15 protein-coding genes and 1 pseudogene are annotated in these 20,644 nt (G+C 38.2%); 6 read left to right on the plus strand and 10 right to left on the minus strand.

What is annotated here, in order from left to right; all coding sequences use genetic code 11:
* Positions 1-363: pseudogene (locus VB797_RS29610) on the plus strand (hypothetical protein); the annotation flags it as partial.
* A 71-nt stretch (positions 364-434) separates the two neighbouring features.
* On the opposite strand, the gene dgt reads toward VB797_RS29610, so the two are convergent.
* From dgt to VB797_RS29635, 5 genes are all read right to left on the minus strand, one after another.
* Positions 435-1,754: a dGTP triphosphohydrolase gene (gene dgt, locus VB797_RS29615; RefSeq protein WP_323241356.1), complete on the minus strand. Its 1,320-nt coding sequence runs from the start codon at positions 1,752-1,754 to the stop codon at positions 435-437.
* A gap of 130 nt (positions 1,755-1,884) precedes the next feature.
* Complete coding sequence (gene ftsH, locus VB797_RS29620) at positions 1,885-3,771, minus strand: ATP-dependent zinc metalloprotease FtsH (RefSeq protein WP_323241357.1); 1,887 nt, start codon at positions 3,769-3,771, stop codon at positions 1,885-1,887.
* 551 nt (positions 3,772-4,322) lie between these two features.
* A complete protein-coding gene (locus VB797_RS29625) occupies positions 4,323-4,445 on the minus strand; it encodes a hypothetical protein (protein WP_323241358.1) in 123 nt (40 codons plus the stop codon).
* Positions 4,433-5,947 carry a glycerol kinase GlpK gene (gene glpK, locus VB797_RS29630; RefSeq protein ID WP_416350950.1) on the minus strand — a complete coding sequence of 505 codons (1,515 nt, stop codon included), beginning with the start codon at positions 5,945-5,947 and terminating at the stop codon, positions 4,433-4,435. Before glpK ends, VB797_RS29625 begins: the two co-directional genes overlap by 13 nt.
* 216 nt (positions 5,948-6,163) lie before the next feature.
* Positions 6,164-7,522 (minus strand): DUF4114 domain-containing protein, encoded by a 1,359-nt coding sequence (locus VB797_RS29635; RefSeq protein ID WP_323241360.1) that lies wholly within the window; start codon positions 7,520-7,522, stop codon positions 6,164-6,166.
* Positions 7,523-8,133: 611 nt separating this feature from the next.
* Between VB797_RS29635 and nifJ the strand changes: the two genes are divergently transcribed.
* Positions 8,134-11,757 (plus strand): pyruvate:ferredoxin (flavodoxin) oxidoreductase, encoded by a 3,624-nt coding sequence (nifJ, locus tag VB797_RS29640; RefSeq protein ID WP_323241387.1) that lies wholly within the window; start codon positions 8,134-8,136, stop codon positions 11,755-11,757.
* 464 nt (positions 11,758-12,221) lie between these two features.
* Here the strand turns inward: nifJ and VB797_RS29645 are convergent, their stop codons facing one another.
* The 4 genes from VB797_RS29645 to VB797_RS29660 form a co-directional block, all read right to left on the minus strand.
* On the minus strand, positions 12,222-12,701 hold the full coding sequence (locus tag VB797_RS29645; protein WP_323241361.1) for a pentapeptide repeat-containing protein: 480 nt from the start codon (positions 12,699-12,701) through the stop codon (positions 12,222-12,224).
* Between the two features lie 300 nt (positions 12,702-13,001).
* A complete protein-coding gene (locus VB797_RS29650) occupies positions 13,002-13,397 on the minus strand; it encodes a type II toxin-antitoxin system VapC family toxin (protein WP_323241362.1) in 396 nt (131 codons plus the stop codon).
* A gap of 6 nt (positions 13,398-13,403) precedes the next feature.
* Positions 13,404-13,673: a hypothetical protein gene (locus VB797_RS29655; protein WP_323241363.1), complete on the minus strand. Its 270-nt coding sequence runs from the start codon at positions 13,671-13,673 to the stop codon at positions 13,404-13,406.
* Positions 13,674-13,716: 43 nt separating this feature from the next.
* Positions 13,717-14,169 (minus strand): hypothetical protein, encoded by a 453-nt coding sequence (locus VB797_RS29660; RefSeq protein ID WP_323241364.1) that lies wholly within the window; start codon positions 14,167-14,169, stop codon positions 13,717-13,719.
* 390 nt (positions 14,170-14,559) lie between these two features.
* Between VB797_RS29660 and VB797_RS29665 the strand changes: the two genes are divergently transcribed.
* Positions 14,560-16,674 carry a hydantoinase/oxoprolinase family protein gene (locus VB797_RS29665; RefSeq protein WP_323241365.1) on the plus strand — a complete coding sequence of 705 codons (2,115 nt, stop codon included), beginning with the start codon at positions 14,560-14,562 and terminating at the stop codon, positions 16,672-16,674.
* A gap of 128 nt (positions 16,675-16,802) precedes the next feature.
* On the opposite strand, the gene VB797_RS29670 is transcribed toward VB797_RS29665, so the two are convergent.
* Positions 16,803-17,402, minus strand: a complete 600-nt coding sequence (locus VB797_RS29670) for a DedA family protein (RefSeq protein WP_323241366.1) — start codon at positions 17,400-17,402, stop codon at positions 16,803-16,805.
* A gap of 486 nt (positions 17,403-17,888) precedes the next feature.
* Here VB797_RS29670 and VB797_RS29675 point away from each other — a divergent pair, with 486 nt between their 5' ends.
* The 3 genes from VB797_RS29675 to VB797_RS29685 all read left to right on the plus strand — a co-directional run bounded on the left by VB797_RS29675 (position 17,889) and on the right by VB797_RS29685 (position 20,293).
* A complete protein-coding gene (locus tag VB797_RS29675) occupies positions 17,889-18,401 on the plus strand; it encodes a hypothetical protein (RefSeq protein ID WP_323241367.1) in 513 nt (170 codons plus the stop codon).
* A 115-nt stretch (positions 18,402-18,516) separates the two neighbouring features.
* The gene (locus VB797_RS29680; protein ID WP_323241368.1) at positions 18,517-19,263 is read left to right on the plus strand and encodes a hypothetical protein; all 747 of its coding nucleotides are present in this window, start codon (positions 18,517-18,519) and stop codon (positions 19,261-19,263) included.
* 115 nt (positions 19,264-19,378) lie between these two features.
* Positions 19,379-20,293 carry a UbiA family prenyltransferase gene (locus VB797_RS29685; protein WP_323241369.1) on the plus strand — a complete coding sequence of 305 codons (915 nt, stop codon included), beginning with the start codon at positions 19,379-19,381 and terminating at the stop codon, positions 20,291-20,293.
* Positions 20,294-20,644 lie beyond the last annotated feature (351 nt).

Here is a 20,644-nt window from a genome sequence, read left to right on the forward strand (position 1 = left end):
ACTTACACCGGAGTAACTTACCTTTATGGTGGGAAAGGAAACGATAGCTTAATTGGTGGTAGCGGAAACGATGTTTTTAAAGGTGGTGAAGGTGATGATTTAATTGACGGTGGGGCTGGGAACGATGGACTTTATGGTGAAGCTGGGAAAGATATTTTTGTTATCGGTACAGGTAGAGATACTATTTATGACTTTGAAAACGATGTTGATAAATTAAGCTTATCTGGTGGTTTCACTTTCAATGATTTAGATTTAAAAGTAAGTGGAAACAATACCAATATTCTGCAAGATAATCAAATTTTAGTTACTTTGATTGGTGTTGATATTAGTTTGATCGATCAAAACGATTTTACTTCCGTTTAAAACAAAAATAAATGGAGACGTTGCATTGCAACGTCTCTACATTGTTTATATGTATCAGTAGAAAGGTCGGATTATAAAGAAATTCCTTTGAGTTTCTTAAACATAGTTGTAGCGTAGGAATCGGTCATACCGGAGATAAAATCGGTGACTTGGAGGATTTTGTCATATAAATCTTGATTTTCACTAAATAAATACTGCTGCGGTATCATTTGTTTGAGAAAGTTAGCTTTATCACCTTTAGATAAAACTGCATTGGTAAATTCTGCAAATAAATGACCTAAAATTTCATGTCCGGCAATCCGGGTACTAATAACGTCTGGATGGTTAATTACTTTATTTGCGGTTTCTGAGCGGATATCATCAAGGATGGAAGCATATTTACTTACAGATAGCAAATCGCGATCAAATTCACCTGTGAGCATTTCTGGCTCTTTTAATAGAAAAATATCTGCGACTTCTTTTACAAGTACACTAATAGCACGAGCGCGTAAATATTTGATTTCTTCCTCTTCAGTATTAGCTTGTCCTTTAATGTCAGATTCCGAACGTTCGGCGATAGCATTAAGTAACCGTTTCGCATTTGAAAAAGGAATATATCTCATCCGAAATCCATCTTCAACATCCACAATTAAATAACAAATATCGTCGGCAGCTTCCATCAAAAAAGCTAGTGGATGTCTTGCCCACCAAGCAGCTTTATCGTTGCGACGAATCAATCCTACCGTTTGGGCAACTTCTGCAAACAACTCTTTTTCCGATTGAAAAAAATTATATTTAGTAATACTTTTACCTTGATAACCGTTAAGTATATCTTTGGAGATGAAAGATTCTTTAGGATACTTGGCAAATGCGGCGATTGTGGGACAGCTAAGCTGCATTCCTCCTCTTCTAGGCTGCATTTCTAGATTACTGATAATCCGAAAGCCTTGAGCATTACCTTCAAATAAATTAAAGTCAGTTTCCTGAATATTGTTAAGGCATTTTTGTGTAGTTACATACCAATTTTTAAAACCGCATTGAATCGCATTTTCTCCAGAATGACCGAAAGGAGGATTCCCGATATCGTGAGCTAAACTTGCAGCAGAAACAATATCCCCAAAATCAGAAGCATTATAATTTTTAAGATTGTGTCTTTTAATAATTTCGTTGCCGACAATTGTACCCAACGAGCGACCAACACAAGAAACTTCAATACTATGAATCAAGCGAGTACGCAAATAATCGTTTTTTGGTAAAGAATAAACTTGAGTTTTATCCTTTAAACGCCGAAAAGGAGAGGAAAATACCAAACGGTCATAGTCTCTTTGAAAACAAGTACGTGCAGACTCAGAGTCAACAGGAGTACTTTTACCTAATCTTTGTCTCGTTAAAAGTTGCTGCCATTGCATCATAAAATATTTGCGAACATCACGTAACGTTATAGCTAATTATGTAAGTAAAAAGTAACACCTAGAATACAAATCAATGATTAGTGAGGAGTTAGATAACTCCTAACTCTTAACTCCTCACTCCTAACTTCTCCTAGGGTGCTTTTACTCTACTCAAATAAGAACGTAAAATATCTCCTTCCAATACTTCATGTTCTAGAAGATGTTGAGCCATTTCTTCGAGTAAGTCGCGATTGGTTTTGAGAATTAACTGTGCTTGATGATGAGCATTTTCAATCATTTCTCTGACTTCTCTATCGATCGCACCTGCAACTATCGGACTCACTGGACGACGGGAATTATACCCACCGTCTAGAAACGATGATTGCGGTTTTTCCATTGCGATCGGTCCGAGATTCTGACTCATTCCGTAAAGTGTAATCGCTTGTTCGGCTAAGTCGGTTGCTTTTTGAATATCGTCGCTTGCTCCTGTGGAAACTCTACCAAAAACTACTTCTTCAGCACTACGTCCCGCTAATAATGTAGTGATTCTGGCGCGAATTTCGTCTTCTAACATTAAAAAACGGTCTTCTTCCGGTAGCTGCAATGTGTAACCTAAAGCACCTATGCCTCTAGGAACAATGGAAATTTTTTCTATTTGACCCGATACTAATGTACCAACGATCGCATGACCTGATTCGTGGTAAGCAACAATTGTTCTTTCTGTTTCGTTGAGTACGCGGGTTCTCTTCTCTAAACCAGCTATTAATCTTTCAAAGGCTTCATTAAAATCTGCCATCGTCACCGTTTCCCGATAATTCCTGGCAGCTAATAGCGCCGCTTCGTTGATTAAATTGGCTAGGTCTGCACCTGCAAAACCAATAGTTCGAGCCGCAATTATACTTAAGTCTATATTATTTGACAACCTGACTTTTTGCGTATGTACTTGCAAAATCGCTAAACGTCCCAGCTTATCGGGACGGTCAACAACAACTTGTCTATCAAAGCGTCCGGGACGAAGCAAAGCTTGGTCTAATATTTCCGGTCGATTAGTTGCTGCGATAATGATTATTCCCGTATTCGGTTCAAAACCATCCATTTGCGTCAGCATCTGGTCAAGGGTTTGTTCGCGTTCTTCATTACTTCCTGCAAACATCCCAGAACCACCTCTGGATTTACCTAAAGCATCTAATTCATCGATAAATATAATACAAGGTGATAGCTGCTTGGCTTGTTCAAACAAATCTCGGACTCTAGCAGCACCTACCCCGACAAACATCTCAACAAATTCAGAACCAGAGATACTGATAAAAGGAACTCCAGCTTCTCCCGCAACTGCTTTAGCTAAAAGAGTTTTACCAGTTCCGGGTGGTCCGATCAGCAATACACCTTTGGGAATTTTCGCTCCTAAGCTAGTATAGCGATCAGGATTTTTGAGAAAATCTACTACTTCTTGTAACTCTGCTTTTGCTTCATCAATTCCAGCAACATCAGCAAATGTTACATCACTTCCGCTAGCACCCCCGATATAAACTCTAGCTTTACTTTTACCAGCATTAAGAGGATTAGCACCACTCCCTCCAATTTGAGCGCGGTTAGCTAACCAAGCTAATATTACGAAGAATAAAAGCGGTGTCAATAACCAACTCAAAGCTGAAAATATCCAGTTTCCTTCATTACTCGGTTTAACGCCAAATTCTACATTGTTATCTTCTAACAACTTTGGCAAACTTTGGTCTTGTGCTAAAGGAACTGTAATGTAAGTTTGTTCGGGAGAAGATTTACTAGATTTAGATTTTTGTGCTTGTTCTAAATCATTTTTCAAAAAGTATTCTATTTTATTTTCACCTATCTTAACCTTACTAACTTTACCTTCTCTGACTCGATCGCGGAATTGACTGTAAGGAACCTCAATTTGACTCGAACCATTAAATAAAGGGAAAAAACCTATAAGTAAGAATAACAATACAATAGTAAGCAAACAGCCACCAACGTTTCCTTGTTTTGGTGGACTTGGATATCCATCCTTTCCAATTTTCATAAGGTAATTTTACATTTAAGTAAAAAGGTTGTACAGCGAACCTTACTTATATTTACCCTGAATAAATAAATGAAAGTGCTATCTACTAGTGTAATTGGAAATTTTATTCTTAAGTGTTAGCCTAATGACTGTTAATACTTATTGGGCTATGGGGATTATTTTTTTGTCTAAAATCAATGGAATAAATCGAAGTAAATAAGCCTGCGGGCTTTTTACAAAATTGGGATGCTCCCTTTGATATTTGAATCAAATTAGGTATTTATAGGGTTAGGTCTTCGCAATCAGGTAATCTACTCTTCATAAGACTTGACATTGCAGAAAAACTCCTTTTAGAGGGAGTATGCCAATTTTTTAAACATCGAGTTTAGCTAAAAAAGAAAAAGCAAACTACAGTACATATTTTAACTTTTAATAAAATCAAAATGCTTAAAGTTTCGTTACATATTCTACTTTTTAATTTTATATATCGAACTAATTAATAATAATTAAAACTTCACAATTTCGATTAACAACCACATGGTATTTTGTAAATATGACGATTAATTGCACAATTATGTAATATTTCTGGGTTGAATTTGTCTTAGTTTTACAACTACAGATAGAATTGCGATCGCGATCGCACAAACAATACCAACTAATACAACTGAATGGTTGCAAATATTTACTCCACCCAATTCTTTCCTCGTTCCTCAGCAATCAGCCAAGTAGCATAGTTTTGTTGAATTTTACGAGAATCAATATTCGGCTTGAATACTTTTTCGATCTGCCTTTTTCCGATCAATTCTGAATAATCATTCCATAAACCAATTGTTAAACCTGCGGCAAATGCTATTCCTTGTACCGTGGTGTCGCGCATAATTGGCTGTTCAAGGGGAATTCCTAACAAATCTGCTTGGAACTGCATTAAAAAATTATTGTTAGAAGCACCACCATCTACTGCTAACTTGCCTACAGAAGTACTACTATATGCGTTAATTGCTTCTACTACTTCCTTCACTTGATAGGCGATCGCTTCTAAAACTGCACGTACCATATGTTCTCGCGTAACTCCTCCGGTAATACCCAAAAAAGCACCTCTAGCGCTCATATCCCAATGAGGTGCGCCCAATCCGCTGAATGCAGGGACAAAATATACTCCTCCGTTGTCTTCGACTTGAGTTGCGATCGCTTCAGTTTGAGCGGCGGTTTCAATTAAATTCAGACCATCTCGCAACCATTGGATACAAGCACCACTAGTAAACATACTGCCTTCAAGAGCGTAGCTGATATCCAAAGAACCGTTTTTACTAAGCTGAGTCCAAGCCACCGTACTCAAAAGCTGATGTTGGGATCGCACTATTTCCGATCCGGTGTGAGCAACCAAAAAGCTACCAGTACCGTAGGTGCATTTCATTAAACCGGGGCGATCGCAACCATGACCGAATAAAGATGCCTGTTGGTCGCCTAAAATAGCAGTAACGGGAATGGAAACTCCCAGTAAAGATGGATCGGTAACTCCAAAATGACTCAAACTTGGCTGAATTTTTGGTAAGATACCGCCAGGAATGTTGAATAAATCTAATAATGTTTCATCCCAATCGCAAGTTTCCAGATTCATCAACATTGTCCGACTAGCATTACTATGGTCGGTTGCATGAACTTTTCCACCCGTAAGTTTCCACAATATCCAAGTATCAATTGTGCCTGCTAAAACAGTGCCAAGGTCAACTCCTGCGACATAATCTAACAACCATGAAAGCTTTGTTGCGGAAAAGTAAGTATCAATAACTAATCCAGTTCTTTGATAAATATCATCTCCTAAACCTTGATTTTTTAATTGATTACAGAGCCGATCAGTGCGGCAGTCTTGCCATACAATAGCTTTATGTAAAGGTTGTCCGGTATGTTTATCCCACAGCAAACAAGTTTCTCGCTGAACCGTTAAACCAATTGCAGCGATTAAATTCGGTTCGATTTGCGCTTTTTTAATTGCGGTTTGCATCACCCAAATCGTCGCTGACCAAATTTCTACCGGATCGTGTTCCAACCATCCCGGCTGGGGATAATATTGTTTAAGTTCTTTATACGCTTGTGCGACAACTTGACCGTCGGCATCAAATACAAAAGCACGATTTCCTGTAGTACCTAAATCTAAAGCCAAAATATAGCGCGATCGATCTGTATTGCCGCCATGCATCATATTTTTTTACTGTTGGCATTTATATTATGATGCCATAAATGGATGTTGTATTGACAAACTTCTGGCGCTAGTTAATAAATGTGGTTTTTAGTTACATAAAATCACTATACAAATAAAAAGTAGGGGTTTAGCAATGCTAAACCCCTACGCTCATGACCTTTTTTCGTCAATTCATACCATAATCAATTTGTACAGTGCGTAAATCCTAGATTATTAATTATTAATTAAATTGCGACGGCGACGTAACATTAAACCAGCACCAGTTACACCCAGGATAGCAGCTACGTTAGAAGCTTCAGGTACTGCTTGTGCTTGCACAAACTTGTTAGTCAAATTGCCTTTACCAAAGTCAACTACAAACACTGCATCGTTATAATCTTTATCACCACCGTTACGTAAATCTTCAAAACCCATCATTAGATAATCTCTACCACCAGCTTGAACTGCGAAAGCCATCAAGTGCTGTAAACCGTCGCTATTGAGAGATGTATCCCCACCGTAAATGTCACCGTTAGCCGGGTTCGCATTTGCACCATCAGCTTTGAGCAAGAAGTTGAGTTGAGTACCACCTTTAATTAAACCCAAGTTAACGAAGTCACCGATGTCCAAGGGAGCATTCGCTCCATTGCTTAACTGACAACCAGATTTACAAGAAACATCATCAAAAATCATTCCTTTTTGGTAATCGTTCCCCTTTGTTGCTTCATAAGCCAACTGGTTTCTATAACCAGCACCTTCATTTATGAACCAGACACGAACATTATGGTTATGCTTCAAAAATAGTGTGCTTGGGTCTAACTTTTGTGCAGAAACTTTCTCAGCTGTAATTGCTAAACTTTCTTGTTGTACTAACTTTTGAAATTCGGGAATTAAAGCTTGGAAACCAGAATTATCTGTTAAATAGTCTTCGATAGTAGTTTTTTTCGTCCAGTTACCCCAAGCTTGATCGGCTGCAACTTTTGTTGTACTAGCTTTTTGAATGGCTTGCTGTTGTTCTATTTGAGCTTGCTTATAAGATGTATCAACGGCTTCAATTTTGCTGTTTTCTTCTGTGGTAACAGTGTTTAAAGTTTCTACTCGTGCTTTGAGTATCTCTTCTTTTTGAGCAAAGTCAGTCTTTTTAGCTTCAAAGTTGATTCTGGCATTTTCTACGTCTTGTTTGGCAGTGTTTGCCTGTTTTATATCACTTTGCTTCCCACTTTTCTGTGCTGTTTCAGCTTTTTCTGCTGCAATAACAACTTTTTTTTGCCAATCTTCTTCGGCTTGCTTTAATTTTGCTTCAGCTTGACCAGCTTTTGTTTGAGTATCATTTTTTAAAGTTGTTGCTGCATTGATTGCCTTTTGAGCATCTTTTTTAACTGTTTCTAAAGTTTTTTTATTAGCTTCAACTTTTTGTGTTGCTTGCTTTGCTTCTTGCTCGGCAACGGATGCATTTTTAACAGTCTGTTGAATAGAAATTGGAGGAGTAGTAGTCGTATTAGCGGCTTTTGCGGCTGTGGGAGCTACAAAGACACCAGCTAAAGCAGCAACAACAACAACACCAGATACAACTTTATTTGTATTATTAACCATGACTAAAAACCCTTCTCTTTTTAAACTTTTTTATTTGATAAATTCACTTTGTCAGTAGTGAATTAGTTTCAATACATACAAAGTATTTTTTTAAAATCCAAGTGTCTATAGTCACAATTTTTTTTTTGCGTAGTCTTTATAATTTTGGGCTAGAAACAGGTAAAAAAGCGAAAAATAGACTTTTTAAGTTGGCGATCGCAGTTCTAATTTCGGTAAACTCGTAGAATAACTTTCTGTGAGAGCAAAAACTTAGATGATTCAAGTGTTACTTGCGTATTTACTACAGTTAAGGCAAATTTTGTTAATTTATTTGATACTTGATCTTCGGTTTGTTGAGAAATTAAATATAAGATCTCACGCTGTCATAAAGAAACGCTCGTTTGACGCTTCTAGGATTCCAATAAAATGACCCGAACCTCTACCCCCATTTTTTCCACCGGAATTATATAAGCCTTTGAATATATAAGTTTTCCATATTGAGTACATCAGATAATAAGTCTTGAGAAATTTTTAATTGCGGATGAGATATTGTTCTATCAAGGTTTATATCGATACTAATTAAAACTTTGAATTTAGAATCACCCAAAATATTTTAGATATTTATAGAAAAAATTATGAAAAAATTTGCCACTATCGATGGAAATGAAGCGGTTGCTCGGATTGCTTACCCCTTAAATGAAGTAATTGCGATTTATCCCATTACTCCTTCTTCTTCAATGGGTGAGTGGGCTGATACTTGGTCTGCTAGTGGCAAACGCAATTTGTGGGGTACCGTTCCCAGCGTTGTGGAAATGCAAAGCGAAGGTGGTGCTGCGGCTGCGGTACACGGTGCTTTACAAACGGGTTCGCTGACTACTACCTTTACTTCATCTCAGGGTTTGCTGTTGATGATTCCCAATCTGTACAAAATTGCCGGGGAACTCACCAGTGCCGTTATCCATGTTGCAGCGCGTTCCCTTGCTACTCATGCTCTATCGATTTTTGGCGACCAAAGTGATGTCATGGCGGCTCGCGCTACGGGTTTCGCTTTGTTGTGTTCGGCTTCTGTACAGGAAGCTCACGATTTTGCTCTAATCGCTCAAGCTGCGACTCTCAAAGCCAGAGTTCCATTTCTGCACTTTTTCGACGGCTTCCGCACTTCCCATGAAATTCAAAAGGTAGAACTCTTACAAAAAGAAGATTTAGAGGCTTTAATTGATGATGAATTAGTATTTGCCCATAGAAACCGCGCTTTAACTCCCGATAATCCGGTTATGCGAGGTACTGCACAAAATCCCGATGTTTACTTTCAAGCCCGCGAACGGATTAATCCTTATTATGATGCTTGTCCCGGAATTGTCCAGCAGGTAATGGATGATTTTGGCGATCGCACTGGTAGGTATTATCGGATTTTTGAATATTACGGTGCTGACGATGCCGAACGAGTAATAGTTTTGATGGGTTCGGGTTGTGAGACGGTACACGAAACTATCGATTATCTCAACGCTCGCGGTGAAAAGTTAGGTGTTGTCAAGGTTAGGTTATTCCGTCCCTTTGATGTGGATCGACTGATTAAAGCTTTACCCAATACAGTAAAATCCATTGCCGTTCTTGATCGCACCAAGGAACCCGGTAGCGCTGGGGAACCGCTGTATTTAGATGTAGTAACGGCGATTTATCAGAGTTGGGAGAATAAGGGGAATTTTCCTAAAATTGTCGGTGGTCGTTACGGACTTTCTTCTAAAGAATTTACCCCGGCAATGGTGCGGGCTATTTACGATAATTTAGCTACTGTTAAACCGCAAAATAATTTTACTGTTGGTATTAACGACGACTTAACTCATACTTCCCTAGATTACGATAGTAGCTTCTCGACAGAACCCGATAACGTTGTCAGAGCCATGTTTTACGGCTTGGGGTCGGATGGAACTGTCGGAGCAAATAAGAATTCGATCAAAATTATTGGTGAAGAAACAGACAATTATGCTCAAGGCTATTTTGTCTACGACTCCAAAAAATCGGGTTCGATGACGGTTTCTCACTTGCGTTTTGGTTCTCAGTTAATTCGCTCTACATATTTAATCGACAAAGCGAATTTTATCGGCTGTCATCAATGGACGTTTTTAGAACGAGTCGATGTCCTTAAAAGTGCCGTATCGGGTGCGACTTTTTTACTAAATAGTCCCTACGATGCCGATACTGTATGGGAACATCTTCCAGGGAAGATACAGCAGGAAATTATCGACAAGCAACTGAAATTTTATGCGATCGATGCTAACAAAGTTGCTCGTGACAGCGGAATGGGTGGACGAATTAATACCATAATGCAAACCTGTTTCTTTGCTTTAGCAGGGGTTTTACCGCAAGATGAAGCAATAGAAAAAATTAAATACGCGATTAAAAAGACTTACGGTAAAAAAGGCGATAAAGTCGTTGCGATGAATTTGCAAGCGGTAGATAATACCCTGGAAAACTTGCATAAAGTCGAGGTTAAGGGAGTAGGGAGCAGGGAGCAGGGAGCAGGGGAAGAAGAAATAGAAGACTCGCTTACCTTATTGATGACCGGAAGAGGAGACGAATTACCTGTAAGTGCATTGTTAAATGCTGATGGTACTTTCCCTACTGGTACTTCCAAATTAGAAAAACGCAACGTAGCTCAAGAGATTCCCGTTTGGGAAGCGGATGTCTGCGTGCAGTGCGGTAAGTGCGTTATAGTTTGTCCTCACGCTGCGATTCGCGCTAAGGTTTATCAGGAAGGTGAATTAAGTAATGCTCCGGCAACTTTTAAATTTACCGATGTTAAAGATAAAGCCTTTGCAGGAGAAAAATTTACTATTCAAGTAGCACCTTCCGACTGTACTGGATGTACTATTTGTGTCGATATTTGTCCGGCGAAAGATAAGAATAATCCCGAACGTAAGGCAATTAATATGGAAGCTCAGTTGCCTTTACGGGAGCAAGAGACAGAAAACTGGGATTATTTTCTTAAATTACCTAATCCTGACAGAAAGAAACTGAAATTAAATCAAATTCGCCAACAGCAACTGCAAGAACCTCTATTTGAATTTTCCGGAGCTTGTGCCGGATGTGGCGAAACACCATACTTGAAATTACTGAGTCAGCTATTTGGCGATCGCGCTATTATTGCCAACGCTACGGGATGCTCGTCTATTTTCGGTGGCAACTTGCCGACAACACCGTGGACGAAAAACGCTGAAGGAAGAGGTCCAGCTTGGTCGAATAGTTTATTTGAAGATAATGCCGAATTCGGTTTTGGTTTCCGGTTATCGGTGGATAAGAAAGCGGAATATGCTGCGGAGTTATTAAGAGAGTTAGCTTCTCAAGGTTTGATTTCTCCTGGTTTAGCTGATTCGATTTTGAATGCATCTCAGAAGACAGAAGCTGATATTTGGGAACAGCGGGAAAGGGTTGGGTTGTTAAAGCAAAAATTGGAAGAAGGATTAAAAAACCGCAGAGACGCGGAGAGCGCTGAGGAAAGAAGTAAAGAGAGAGTTGGAAGTAATAATCCAAAATTATCAATCCAAAATCTAAAATCTAAAATCCAAAATTGCCAATCCCTCGCTGATTATTTGGTTAAGAAGAGTATTTGGATAGTTGGTGGTGATGGCTGGGCTTATGACATTGATTTCGGGGGACTAGATCACGTACTAGCGAGCGGTCGTAATGTTAACGTTTTGGTAATGGATACCGAAGTGTATTCCAACACTGGCGGTCAATCGTCCAAATCTACTCCTAAAGCAGCAGTTGCCAAATTTGCCGCTAGTGGTAAGCCCGCAGCGAAAAAAGACTTGGGATTAATTGCTATGACCTACGGAAATATTTACGTAGCGAGCGTAGCATTAGGAGCCAGAGACGAACATACCCTGAAAGCATTTTTAGAAGCAGAAGCATACGAAGGGCCATCATTAATAATTGCTTACAGCCATTGCATCGCTCACGGAATAGACATGGGAACAGCAATGAGCAATCAAAAAGCCTTAGTAGAATCGGGAAGATGGTTACTTTATCGTTATAATCCCGACTTAGTTAAACAAGGTAAAAATCCCTTGCAGCTAGACATGAGACAACCGAAAAATTCCCCAGAAGAATCTATGTACAAAGAAAATCGCTTCAAAATGTTGAAGAAAAGTAAGCCCGAAATTGCACAACAGTTGATGAAAGAAGCGGAAGTGGAAGTGAATCAGCGGTGGAAGATGTATGAGTATTTAGCAGCTAGGAAAGTTGATGTAGAATAGATAATAAATCATAAATTAATTTGTAGGGTGTGTTATCGCGACAGCGTAACGCACCTTTTTTGACTTACATAACTGATAATATTTAGTCAATTTAAATTTAAATTTAAATTTACATTTACATCTTGCACCATTATTAACACCGCCAGCGGTTGCAAACCCCTGTCTAATAGCAAAAATCCTATAAATAGGAATGCATAACATTTGGAAAAAACAAATATTGAAGCATACAAAAGTTTTTAAAACAGTTTATTAAAATTAAAGTTAATTTTTTAAATTGACATTCAGTGCATTTAAATGGACTTTCGCTATTAGCCTGCGGTTTGCAACCGTAGGCGGATGTGAAAGCAATTTAATCCAATTTGTGTATTATCAATCTTCTTTAAAATCAAAATAGAAGTGTTGGGTTACGGCGCATTTTCATTCCTCGTAAATGATAAAATTATTTGCGCCTTTAACCCAACCTACTATTTATTCCGAATACTTCCATCTGGCATAATGGTGTCACGAAAAGCAGTTTTATATAAACTACAACCTTCTAAATTAGCACCAGTCAGATTAGCTTCCGAAAAAATGCATCCTCCTAAATTGGTTCCATTGAAGTTAGCTCCTGTCAGATTAGCTCTATCGAAACTAGTGTTGTGAAAACTCGCTCCTCTTAAATCGGCATTAGTTAAGTTCGCAACTTTAAAACTAGCCCACGATAACCTAGCACCTCTTAAATCTGCTCCAGTTAAATCAGCAGCATCTAGACATGATTGAGCTAATTGCGTATTAACGAAACTAGCACCTTTGAGAATGGTACGCTCCAAATAGTACTCGTCCATCCTATTCCCCGTAAAGTCAGCACCACTTAGTTCCATCCCCGAAAGATCCACTTCCAGCTTAACTCCAGAAAAGTTTCTTTCTCCAGCAGCATATCTTTCAAAAACTTCTTCTCTTTTCATTCTGGGCATTTCTTATTTTATTAATTTATTGCTCGACTACTAAATTATTCACTAATCTCAGATGGTGCGTTAGACGAATTCCAAATTTTTCGTTAAATCATAATATAGTCGTGCGTCTAACAGCACCCTACAAAAGAATAATTTATTATTTACTAGATTGATGCAATCGCTTTTTATATTTCGCGGCTTTTTTGCGAATTATACTAGTTTGTAGGTTGGGTTTAACGGAGTGAAACCCAACAAAATCTACGATTCTAACTGAACATATAATTAGATACAATTACGAACAATTTAGCCAACTTAAGGTTGAATTATTTTTACATAAGAATAAGCAAGTATTTTTTCATCTACAGTTACCAACGGAACATCATATATTCTTGCTGTTGAAACGATAATTCTATCGGCTGGATCTTTATGAAAATTCCCTGGAAGCGAATAGGTATCAATTGCAATTTGAGGAGTTATTGAAAGAAGAATTACCCCTTCTTGTGCCAAAGCAATATTAAACCATTCTTGTAGCACACAAGGAAGAATTAGCCTATTTTGGGTAACAAGTCTGGTAATCTCAATCAAACTTATGGAGCTAATACCTAACCCATTTGGTCTTTCTTTATTTATTGCTTCATGATGAGTTTCAGTTAGCTTTGAATCATTATGATTCCACCAAACCCAGATATGGGTATCAAGAATAATCATATTAATTTAATAATCTTGATTAATTTCCCAATCATCGGGAGAAATAGCAGGCTCATTAGGGTCTGCTAAATAAGCATAGGGTTGCATTTCTCTAAGAGGATTAACGTCAAATTCGCGTTTTTTTTCGGAATAATCGCTATTTTTTCCAAACTTTTCTTTGATACTTTCTTTCAAGATAGAAGAAGCAAGTTCTTCAACAGAGACTTGTTGTAAAGCAGCAGCTTTGACTAGAGATTCTTGAGTTTCTTGGCTGATGTAAATATTAGTACCAATCATTATTGATTTCTTCTATTTTTTATGAGATTATACCATATTGCTTTTATCCATAGGGGTACTTAATCCAATCGCCGATATCTATTATCATTTCCGCTAAGCTTAGATATACAACTCTCGGCTCCCAATCCAAATTATCTTGTAAATCGATATAGTTAATTTGAATAATTGGAGCAGTTTTACGTTGTAGAGAATCTCCTCTAATTACAAAAATCTCCTCATCATAGCCACTGATAGGAAGCCAAGCAGAGTAATATCCAAATTCATCCTTTGCTTCGCTATATATTTCAATTGCTTTCTTAAGGTTGAATACTTGGCGAAAATTAGAATCTAAACCATCACTAAATTGGTAAAATTGATAGAATTCTTCTGGTAGTTTGAAGTTTGTGTCATAGTAATAATGCAAATATTCATCAATCTGCTCAGTTGTAACTCCTGGTTTAATAGCATCAGGAGATAATTCAGCAATTTTATTGAGAGCTTCTAATAACTGCGACATAAAATTTATTTAAAACCAAAATATAAATGTTGGGTTACGGCGCATTTTCATTCCTGGTAAATCATTAAATTATTTTGCGCCTTTAACCCAACCTACAATTTACTCCAATTACGACAAATTTAGCCCACGCAGGTGGGCTTTGTTTATGTAGCCCCACCCTTCGAGGGTGAGGGTGAGTATTATTAATAACAGATGGTGCGTTAGACGAATTCCAAATTACTCCTTAAATCATAATATTGTCATGCGTCTAACAGCACCCTACTTCCCGTAAAAACCTTTATTAAATAACGATAACTCTTGTAGAGACGTAGCACTGCTACGTCTCCCCATCATTTATGGTTTTAAATAGCCTATATGGTTTTAAATAACCTACTACAACATCCAAAAACTATGTTAAAAGTATTTGCAGACAGGGGTGGAACTTTTACTGATATTGTTGCCGTCACCGACAATAAATCTACAATTAACCAACTCGCAAATCATCCCCAGCGCTTTTTAATTGTTCCTCTTCCGAATCAGCAATGGGTAATCGTTTATAAGCTACTCTCCGAAAATCCCGATCGCTATCAAGATGCAGCTATTCAAGGTATTCGCGATATTCTCGGTATTTCAAATAACGAATCTATTCCCACACAAGAAATTGAAGTGGTAAAAATGGGTACTACTGTCGCTACAAATGCGCTGTTGGAAAGAAAGGGCGATCGCGTTTTACTTGTCATCACTAAGGGATTCAAGGATGCTTTGCGAATCGGTTATCAAAATCGTCCCGATATCTTTGCCCGTCACATTATTTTACCAAGTATGCTTTACGAGCAGGTTATTGAAGTTAACGAGCGTTACGATGCCAAGGGTAATGAGTTAATTCCGGTAGATGTTGAAGGAGTTAAACAAGATTTGCAAGCTGTTTACGATACGGGAATTCGTAGCTGTGCGATCGCGTTGATGCATAGTTACAATTATCCCCAACACGAGCAGCAGGTAGCTAAAGTTGCTCGCGATGTCGGGTTTACGCAGATATCGATTTCTCATCAAGTTAGTCCGTTGATAAAGTTGGTTAGCCGGGGTGATACGACGGTTGTTGATGCGTATTTGACTCCTATTTTACGTCGCTATGTTGACTCTGTGGCTAGTCAATTACCCGGTGTCAAATTAATGTTTATGAAGTCGGATGGGGGATTAGTTGATGCTCAGCAATTCCAAGGTAAGGATAGCATTTTAAGCGGTCCGGCGGGGGGTATTGTTGGTGCTGTGCAAACTAGTTTGAGGGGTGGCTTTGATGCAATAATTACTTTTGATATGGGGGGAACTAGTACTGATGTTGCCCATTTTAACGGGGAATACGAGCGTCAGTTAGATTCGGAAATTGCGGGAGCGCGGATGCGAGTCCCGGTTTTAGCAATACATACAATCGCTGCTGGTGGTGGTTCGATTTTATCGTTTGATGGTTCGAGCTATCGCGTGGGGCCCGAATCTGCTGGTTCAAATCCAGGCCCCGCTTGTTACCGTCGCGGGGGTAAGTTGGCGGTGACGGATGCTAATGTCATGTTGGGTAAAATTCACCCGCAATATTTCCCTGCGGTGTTTGGTCACGATGGTAATTTACCTTTGGATAAGGATGTTGTTACTGAAAAATTTATACAGTTAGCTCAAGAGATTGAAACAGCTACCGGGAATAATCGGACACCGGAACAAGTCGCTGCTGGATTTATTGCGATCGCTGTGGAAAGTATGGCGAATGCGGTGAAAAAAATAAGTCTGCAACGCGGTTATGACGTTACTAATTACGCGCTTTGCTGTTTTGGAGGTGCGGGAGCGCAGGTTGCTTGTTTAATTGCGGATACTTTGGGGATGAAAAAGATTTTTCTACATCCTTATGCGGGGGTGCTTTCCGCTTATGGTATGGGTTTAGCTGATGTGAGAGCGATTCGGGAAGCGGGGATGGAAAAGGTTTTGGATGTGGAGTTGGTGGGGGATTTGCAGGGGTTGATGGAGGGTTTGGAAGTACAGGGAAGGGGGGAGTTAGAAACGCAGAGGAGCGCGGAGGTTAACGCAGAGGAGCGCGAAGAGGAGGTTGTAAGAAAGGTTAATTTGAAGTATGAGGGGACTAATTCTGTTTTGGGGGTTGATTTTGTTACGAATGTGGTAATGATGCGGAAGGAGTTTGAGCGGGAGCATCAGTTGAGATATGGCTTTGTTCAAGGGGACAAAGGTTTAATTGTAGAATCGGTTTCGGTGGAGGTGATTCAAAAGATGGATACTCCGGAGGAAGCTTTGGTTAAACGTGTTCGAGGGTTGGATGAGTTTCCGATTGCTGTGGAAAGGGTGCGGATGTTTAGTCACGATAAGTGGTATTTAGCTCCCGTTTATCGTCGAGAAGATTTACAACCGGGGGATGTTATTAAAGGTGCTGCAATTATTGTGGAGAAGATAAGTACGATTGTGGTTGAGCCGAATTGGGAAGCTGAGTTAACCGAGCGGAATCATTTGATTTTGGAGCGGGTTTAATCTGGGTTCCTCGTTACAAGGCTCTGCCTCTAGTTTGAGAAGGCGGAGCGGAGCCTTCCACTAGGGATTCCCAGCTAGAGACTGGGAACCAGTTAACCCGTTATCAAATTCATCTTCCTGCTAACTGCTCACTGTCTGCGTTTCCGACGAATAAATGAAATTATTAACGCGATCGCAATTGAAGCGATAACAATCCCAGAAATTGGACCAATATATTTTTCTACTAATTGATAATTATTTCCTAATACGAATCCTGCATAAGTTAAAAGTGCCGTCCATAATAAACTACCTGCAAAGGAGTATAATACAAAGGGTATCAAAGGCATTTCATCTAAACCTGCGGGGACGGAAATAAAAGTACGAATTCCGGGTACAAGACGACCAAAAAGTACTGTTGCTTTTCCGTATTTGTTTAACCATCTTTTCGATCTATCTATATCCGCACCCGATAAAGTTAACCATTTTCCATATTTATCTATCCAAAGACGCAAACGTTTTTCACTCACAAGTTTGCCGATGTAATACCAAGGTAATGCACCGACTACTGAACCCAAGGTTCCTGCTAAAATTACAAGCTGTAAATCTAGCTTACCTTGAGTGACGGTAAATCCCGCTAAGGGCATAATTAATTCTGAAGGTATCGGTGGAAAGAGGTTTTCTGAAAACATTAACAAAGCAATACCTAAATATCCGGAGGAAGTAATTATATTAGTGATCCAATCGAGCATTTTATATTATGCTTAGTAAAATATTTATTCTAAAATAAATGCTATTAACCTGCAAGGTATTTAAAGTACCATGAACAGATTTAAAACTCGTATAGGTTCTTTTGGACTATTGCAACTTTCTTTGGTTAGACTTTTTGTATCAATTAATATAACCCAGAGTCTCTCAATTGGGGGATAAATAAATAAACTTTCAAGTTTAACTTTAAGTAAGTAGTTGATATACAAGATGTACGATTTCATTATCTTTTAAATCGCGTATGAAAGATTGGCAAGCCGTAATCAGTTTGTTTTTAAATTAATCATATGTAATTTACTCTCGTAAAAAACTAAAATAAAAATTGAGAAATTGAAACGATGAGAAAAAATGAGACTTAATTTAGTTTTGCTTTGGGTGACTGTATCGTTCGTAACTGTAGGAGCAATAATGGTACTTCTTCAACCATATATTGATTTTCATTAATTTAAACAATAATTTTAAGTTGAATTATGAATTATTTAATTGCTGTATTAACCAATCGTTTTCAAGTAGAAGCCGCTTACACTGCCCTTGAAAAAGAAAACTTCCCCAAGGAACAAATAAACATTCTCGGACAAGGTTACAAAAGTGCAGATGATTTTGGATTTATTGAGCCAAATAAACAAGCTGGGAAACAATCAAAAAAACTTGCTTGGGTGATTCCTTTCGGGTTTGCAGCTGGCTATGCTTTTAATTTACTTTCGGGAATTGAAATTTTTAGCTGGGCTGGTAGTATTGGGAACCATCTGATTGGAGGTATTTTAGGCGCGGTTTCTGGAGGCTTAGGTGCGGTTTTAGTTGGTGGTGCTGTGGGTTGGACTGTAGGTAGCGGTGATGCACTGGCTTACCGCAATCGTTTGAACGCTGGTAAGTATTTGATTGTGTTTAAGGGAACTGAGGCTCAGATAAGAGAAGCTACAAGGGTAATACGTCAGTTTGAACCAGAAAATATTCAAGGTTATACAGAGCCAGTTGCTGCATGAGTTTGGATTCTTGGTATTATTTACCTTATTTGCCAGGGATTTGAAATCACTTGGGTAGTTGCGATAATTTTAAAGGAGATATATTAATAAATCAGAATTACGCAGGAATTTTCTTATGATTGACGATACAGCATTAAATCCCCAGGAATTAAATCAAAAAACTACAGAAGAATTAAAACAAGAGTTATTACAGCTTACTCAGAATAAAGATAGCCAACCACTTAAGCAAAAAGTACAGTTTTATCAAGAATATTTAGCGCCTATTGTTACTGAGTTAAGCCAGCGCAATCCTTTTCCTCAAGTAGAAGAGCAAGTACCTTTAATTCTTGGTGTATGGAAATCGGTTTTTAGTACAATTCCCTTTCAAGATAGTTTACCGGGACGTTTACCAGAGCAATCTTATCAAATTTTTCATGATAATGGTTTCTATGCCAATATGGCTCGCTATGCGCCAGGTAATAAGCTCAAATTTGGTTGGCTGCAAAAATTAGCATCGGTATTCTTAGCTTTTGACTTAATGATAGTGCAAAAGTATCAAATTAAAGAAGATGAATGGCTGATTGAAAATATTGCTATTAAACAAGCATTAAGATGGCAAGGAATTCCTTTAAGTATTGAAAAAGCAGATAATTGGTTTACTAAGGTAGTGAAATCTTATTCTCAAAATACAGAAACAGCAAATACCTATACTCAAGTGGAATTAAAAAACTTAGATAGCAGCACTGCGAAGAAATATAAAACAGCTTTGGGTGCTACTCCTGAATTTGAGCATTTGTATATAGATAACGATTTTCGTGTAGTGAGAAGTAGGCGACAAGCTAAACAAAGAAATTCTTATACTATTGCAGTAAGAATCAAATAATTTTTATGTTTATAATTACTAAAAAATCAACTGGATACAATAAGCAATTAGCGATCTTTTCAAGCATACAGGCTTTAGACATAGGGTCGATCCAAAATCCAAAATCTAAAATCGAATGACAATTAACCAACTTGAATTAAAATCTGCTGTTTCTAAGTGGCTATACGATCGCTTTTTACATTTTGTGATCTATCCTAGTATTTGGGTAGCTGGGGGGATTGCATCTTTAGGATTATTTACTCAAAAAGTCCTGGAATTGGGCGATAATTGGCAACCCATAGCTCTAATTTTTGTGACTGCTTTAATTCCTTACAATTTAGACCGCATTTTTGACTCCTACGTACAAAAAATTCCCGAAGCTAAAGCGCAGTTATTCTTTCAAAAACCGTATATTTTTGTTTTCTTATTTTCTGCGATCGCAACTACTGCTTTACTTCTTTACTATGCACCTTTAAGAGTTCGGTATGTCAGTTGTGCCGGTATTGTTCCGTTACTTTACGGTACGCCTTTATTCCCCTGGAAAACTAAATCGGAATTGCAATGGTACCGATTGAAAGATATTCCCGGTTCAAAAGCCTGGATTGTTGGTACTATCTTAACCTATGCCGTTATTGCTTTACCTTTAGCTTATGCGGGAGCTAAATTCGATCTAGCAGCAACATTAACAACTTTGTTTATGTTCGCATTTATTGTTTCTAATTCCCATGTTTTTGATATTCGGGATGTAGAATCTGACCGTGAAAAAGGTGTGGTGACATTACCAATTATGGTCGGAATTAAGGGGACAAAATTAATTTTAACAGCGATGAATATATTGATGTTACCGATCGTAATTAGTGGATGGATAACCAATACGATCGCTTATTATCCAGAAATGATTTTAGCTGTAGGGGTTAATCTCAGCTATATCTGGGCGGTTAATGCAAAAACACCCCGTTCAGTTTACAGTATTTGGATTGAGGGATGTTTATTCGTGCCAATTTTAGCAAACTTGGCTATTCAAACATTTTGTTTTATTAGTACAAATTAATTAGTACACCCGCAAAATTATCCAAGTAACTAATAGCTAAAGGAAAAGAAAGTCCCTGCCAGCCGATGGGAGCAAACGTTGATATTTTTGCCAAGGTAAATTGATTAACCATTTTTTAAGCATACTTCTCAACCTACATTAATAGATTTTGACGTTCTCTCGCAGAATAAAAATAAGAGGCAATTCTTGGTTCAACGATGCTCCGTCACGCCAAGCGATCAAAGTTCCTTAGATAACTCTAACTATTGATAGATACCAAATTAGTCATAATCTTTCAACCGAAAGGATATAACATCTAAACAAACCTTTATTATGTTGTCGGGTAAGTAATTCATAGATTTTTAAATGTCT

Source organism: Rivularia sp. UHCC 0363 (assembly GCF_034931125.1).
Lineage (GTDB): Bacteria > Cyanobacteriota > Cyanobacteriia > Cyanobacteriales > Nostocaceae > Rivularia.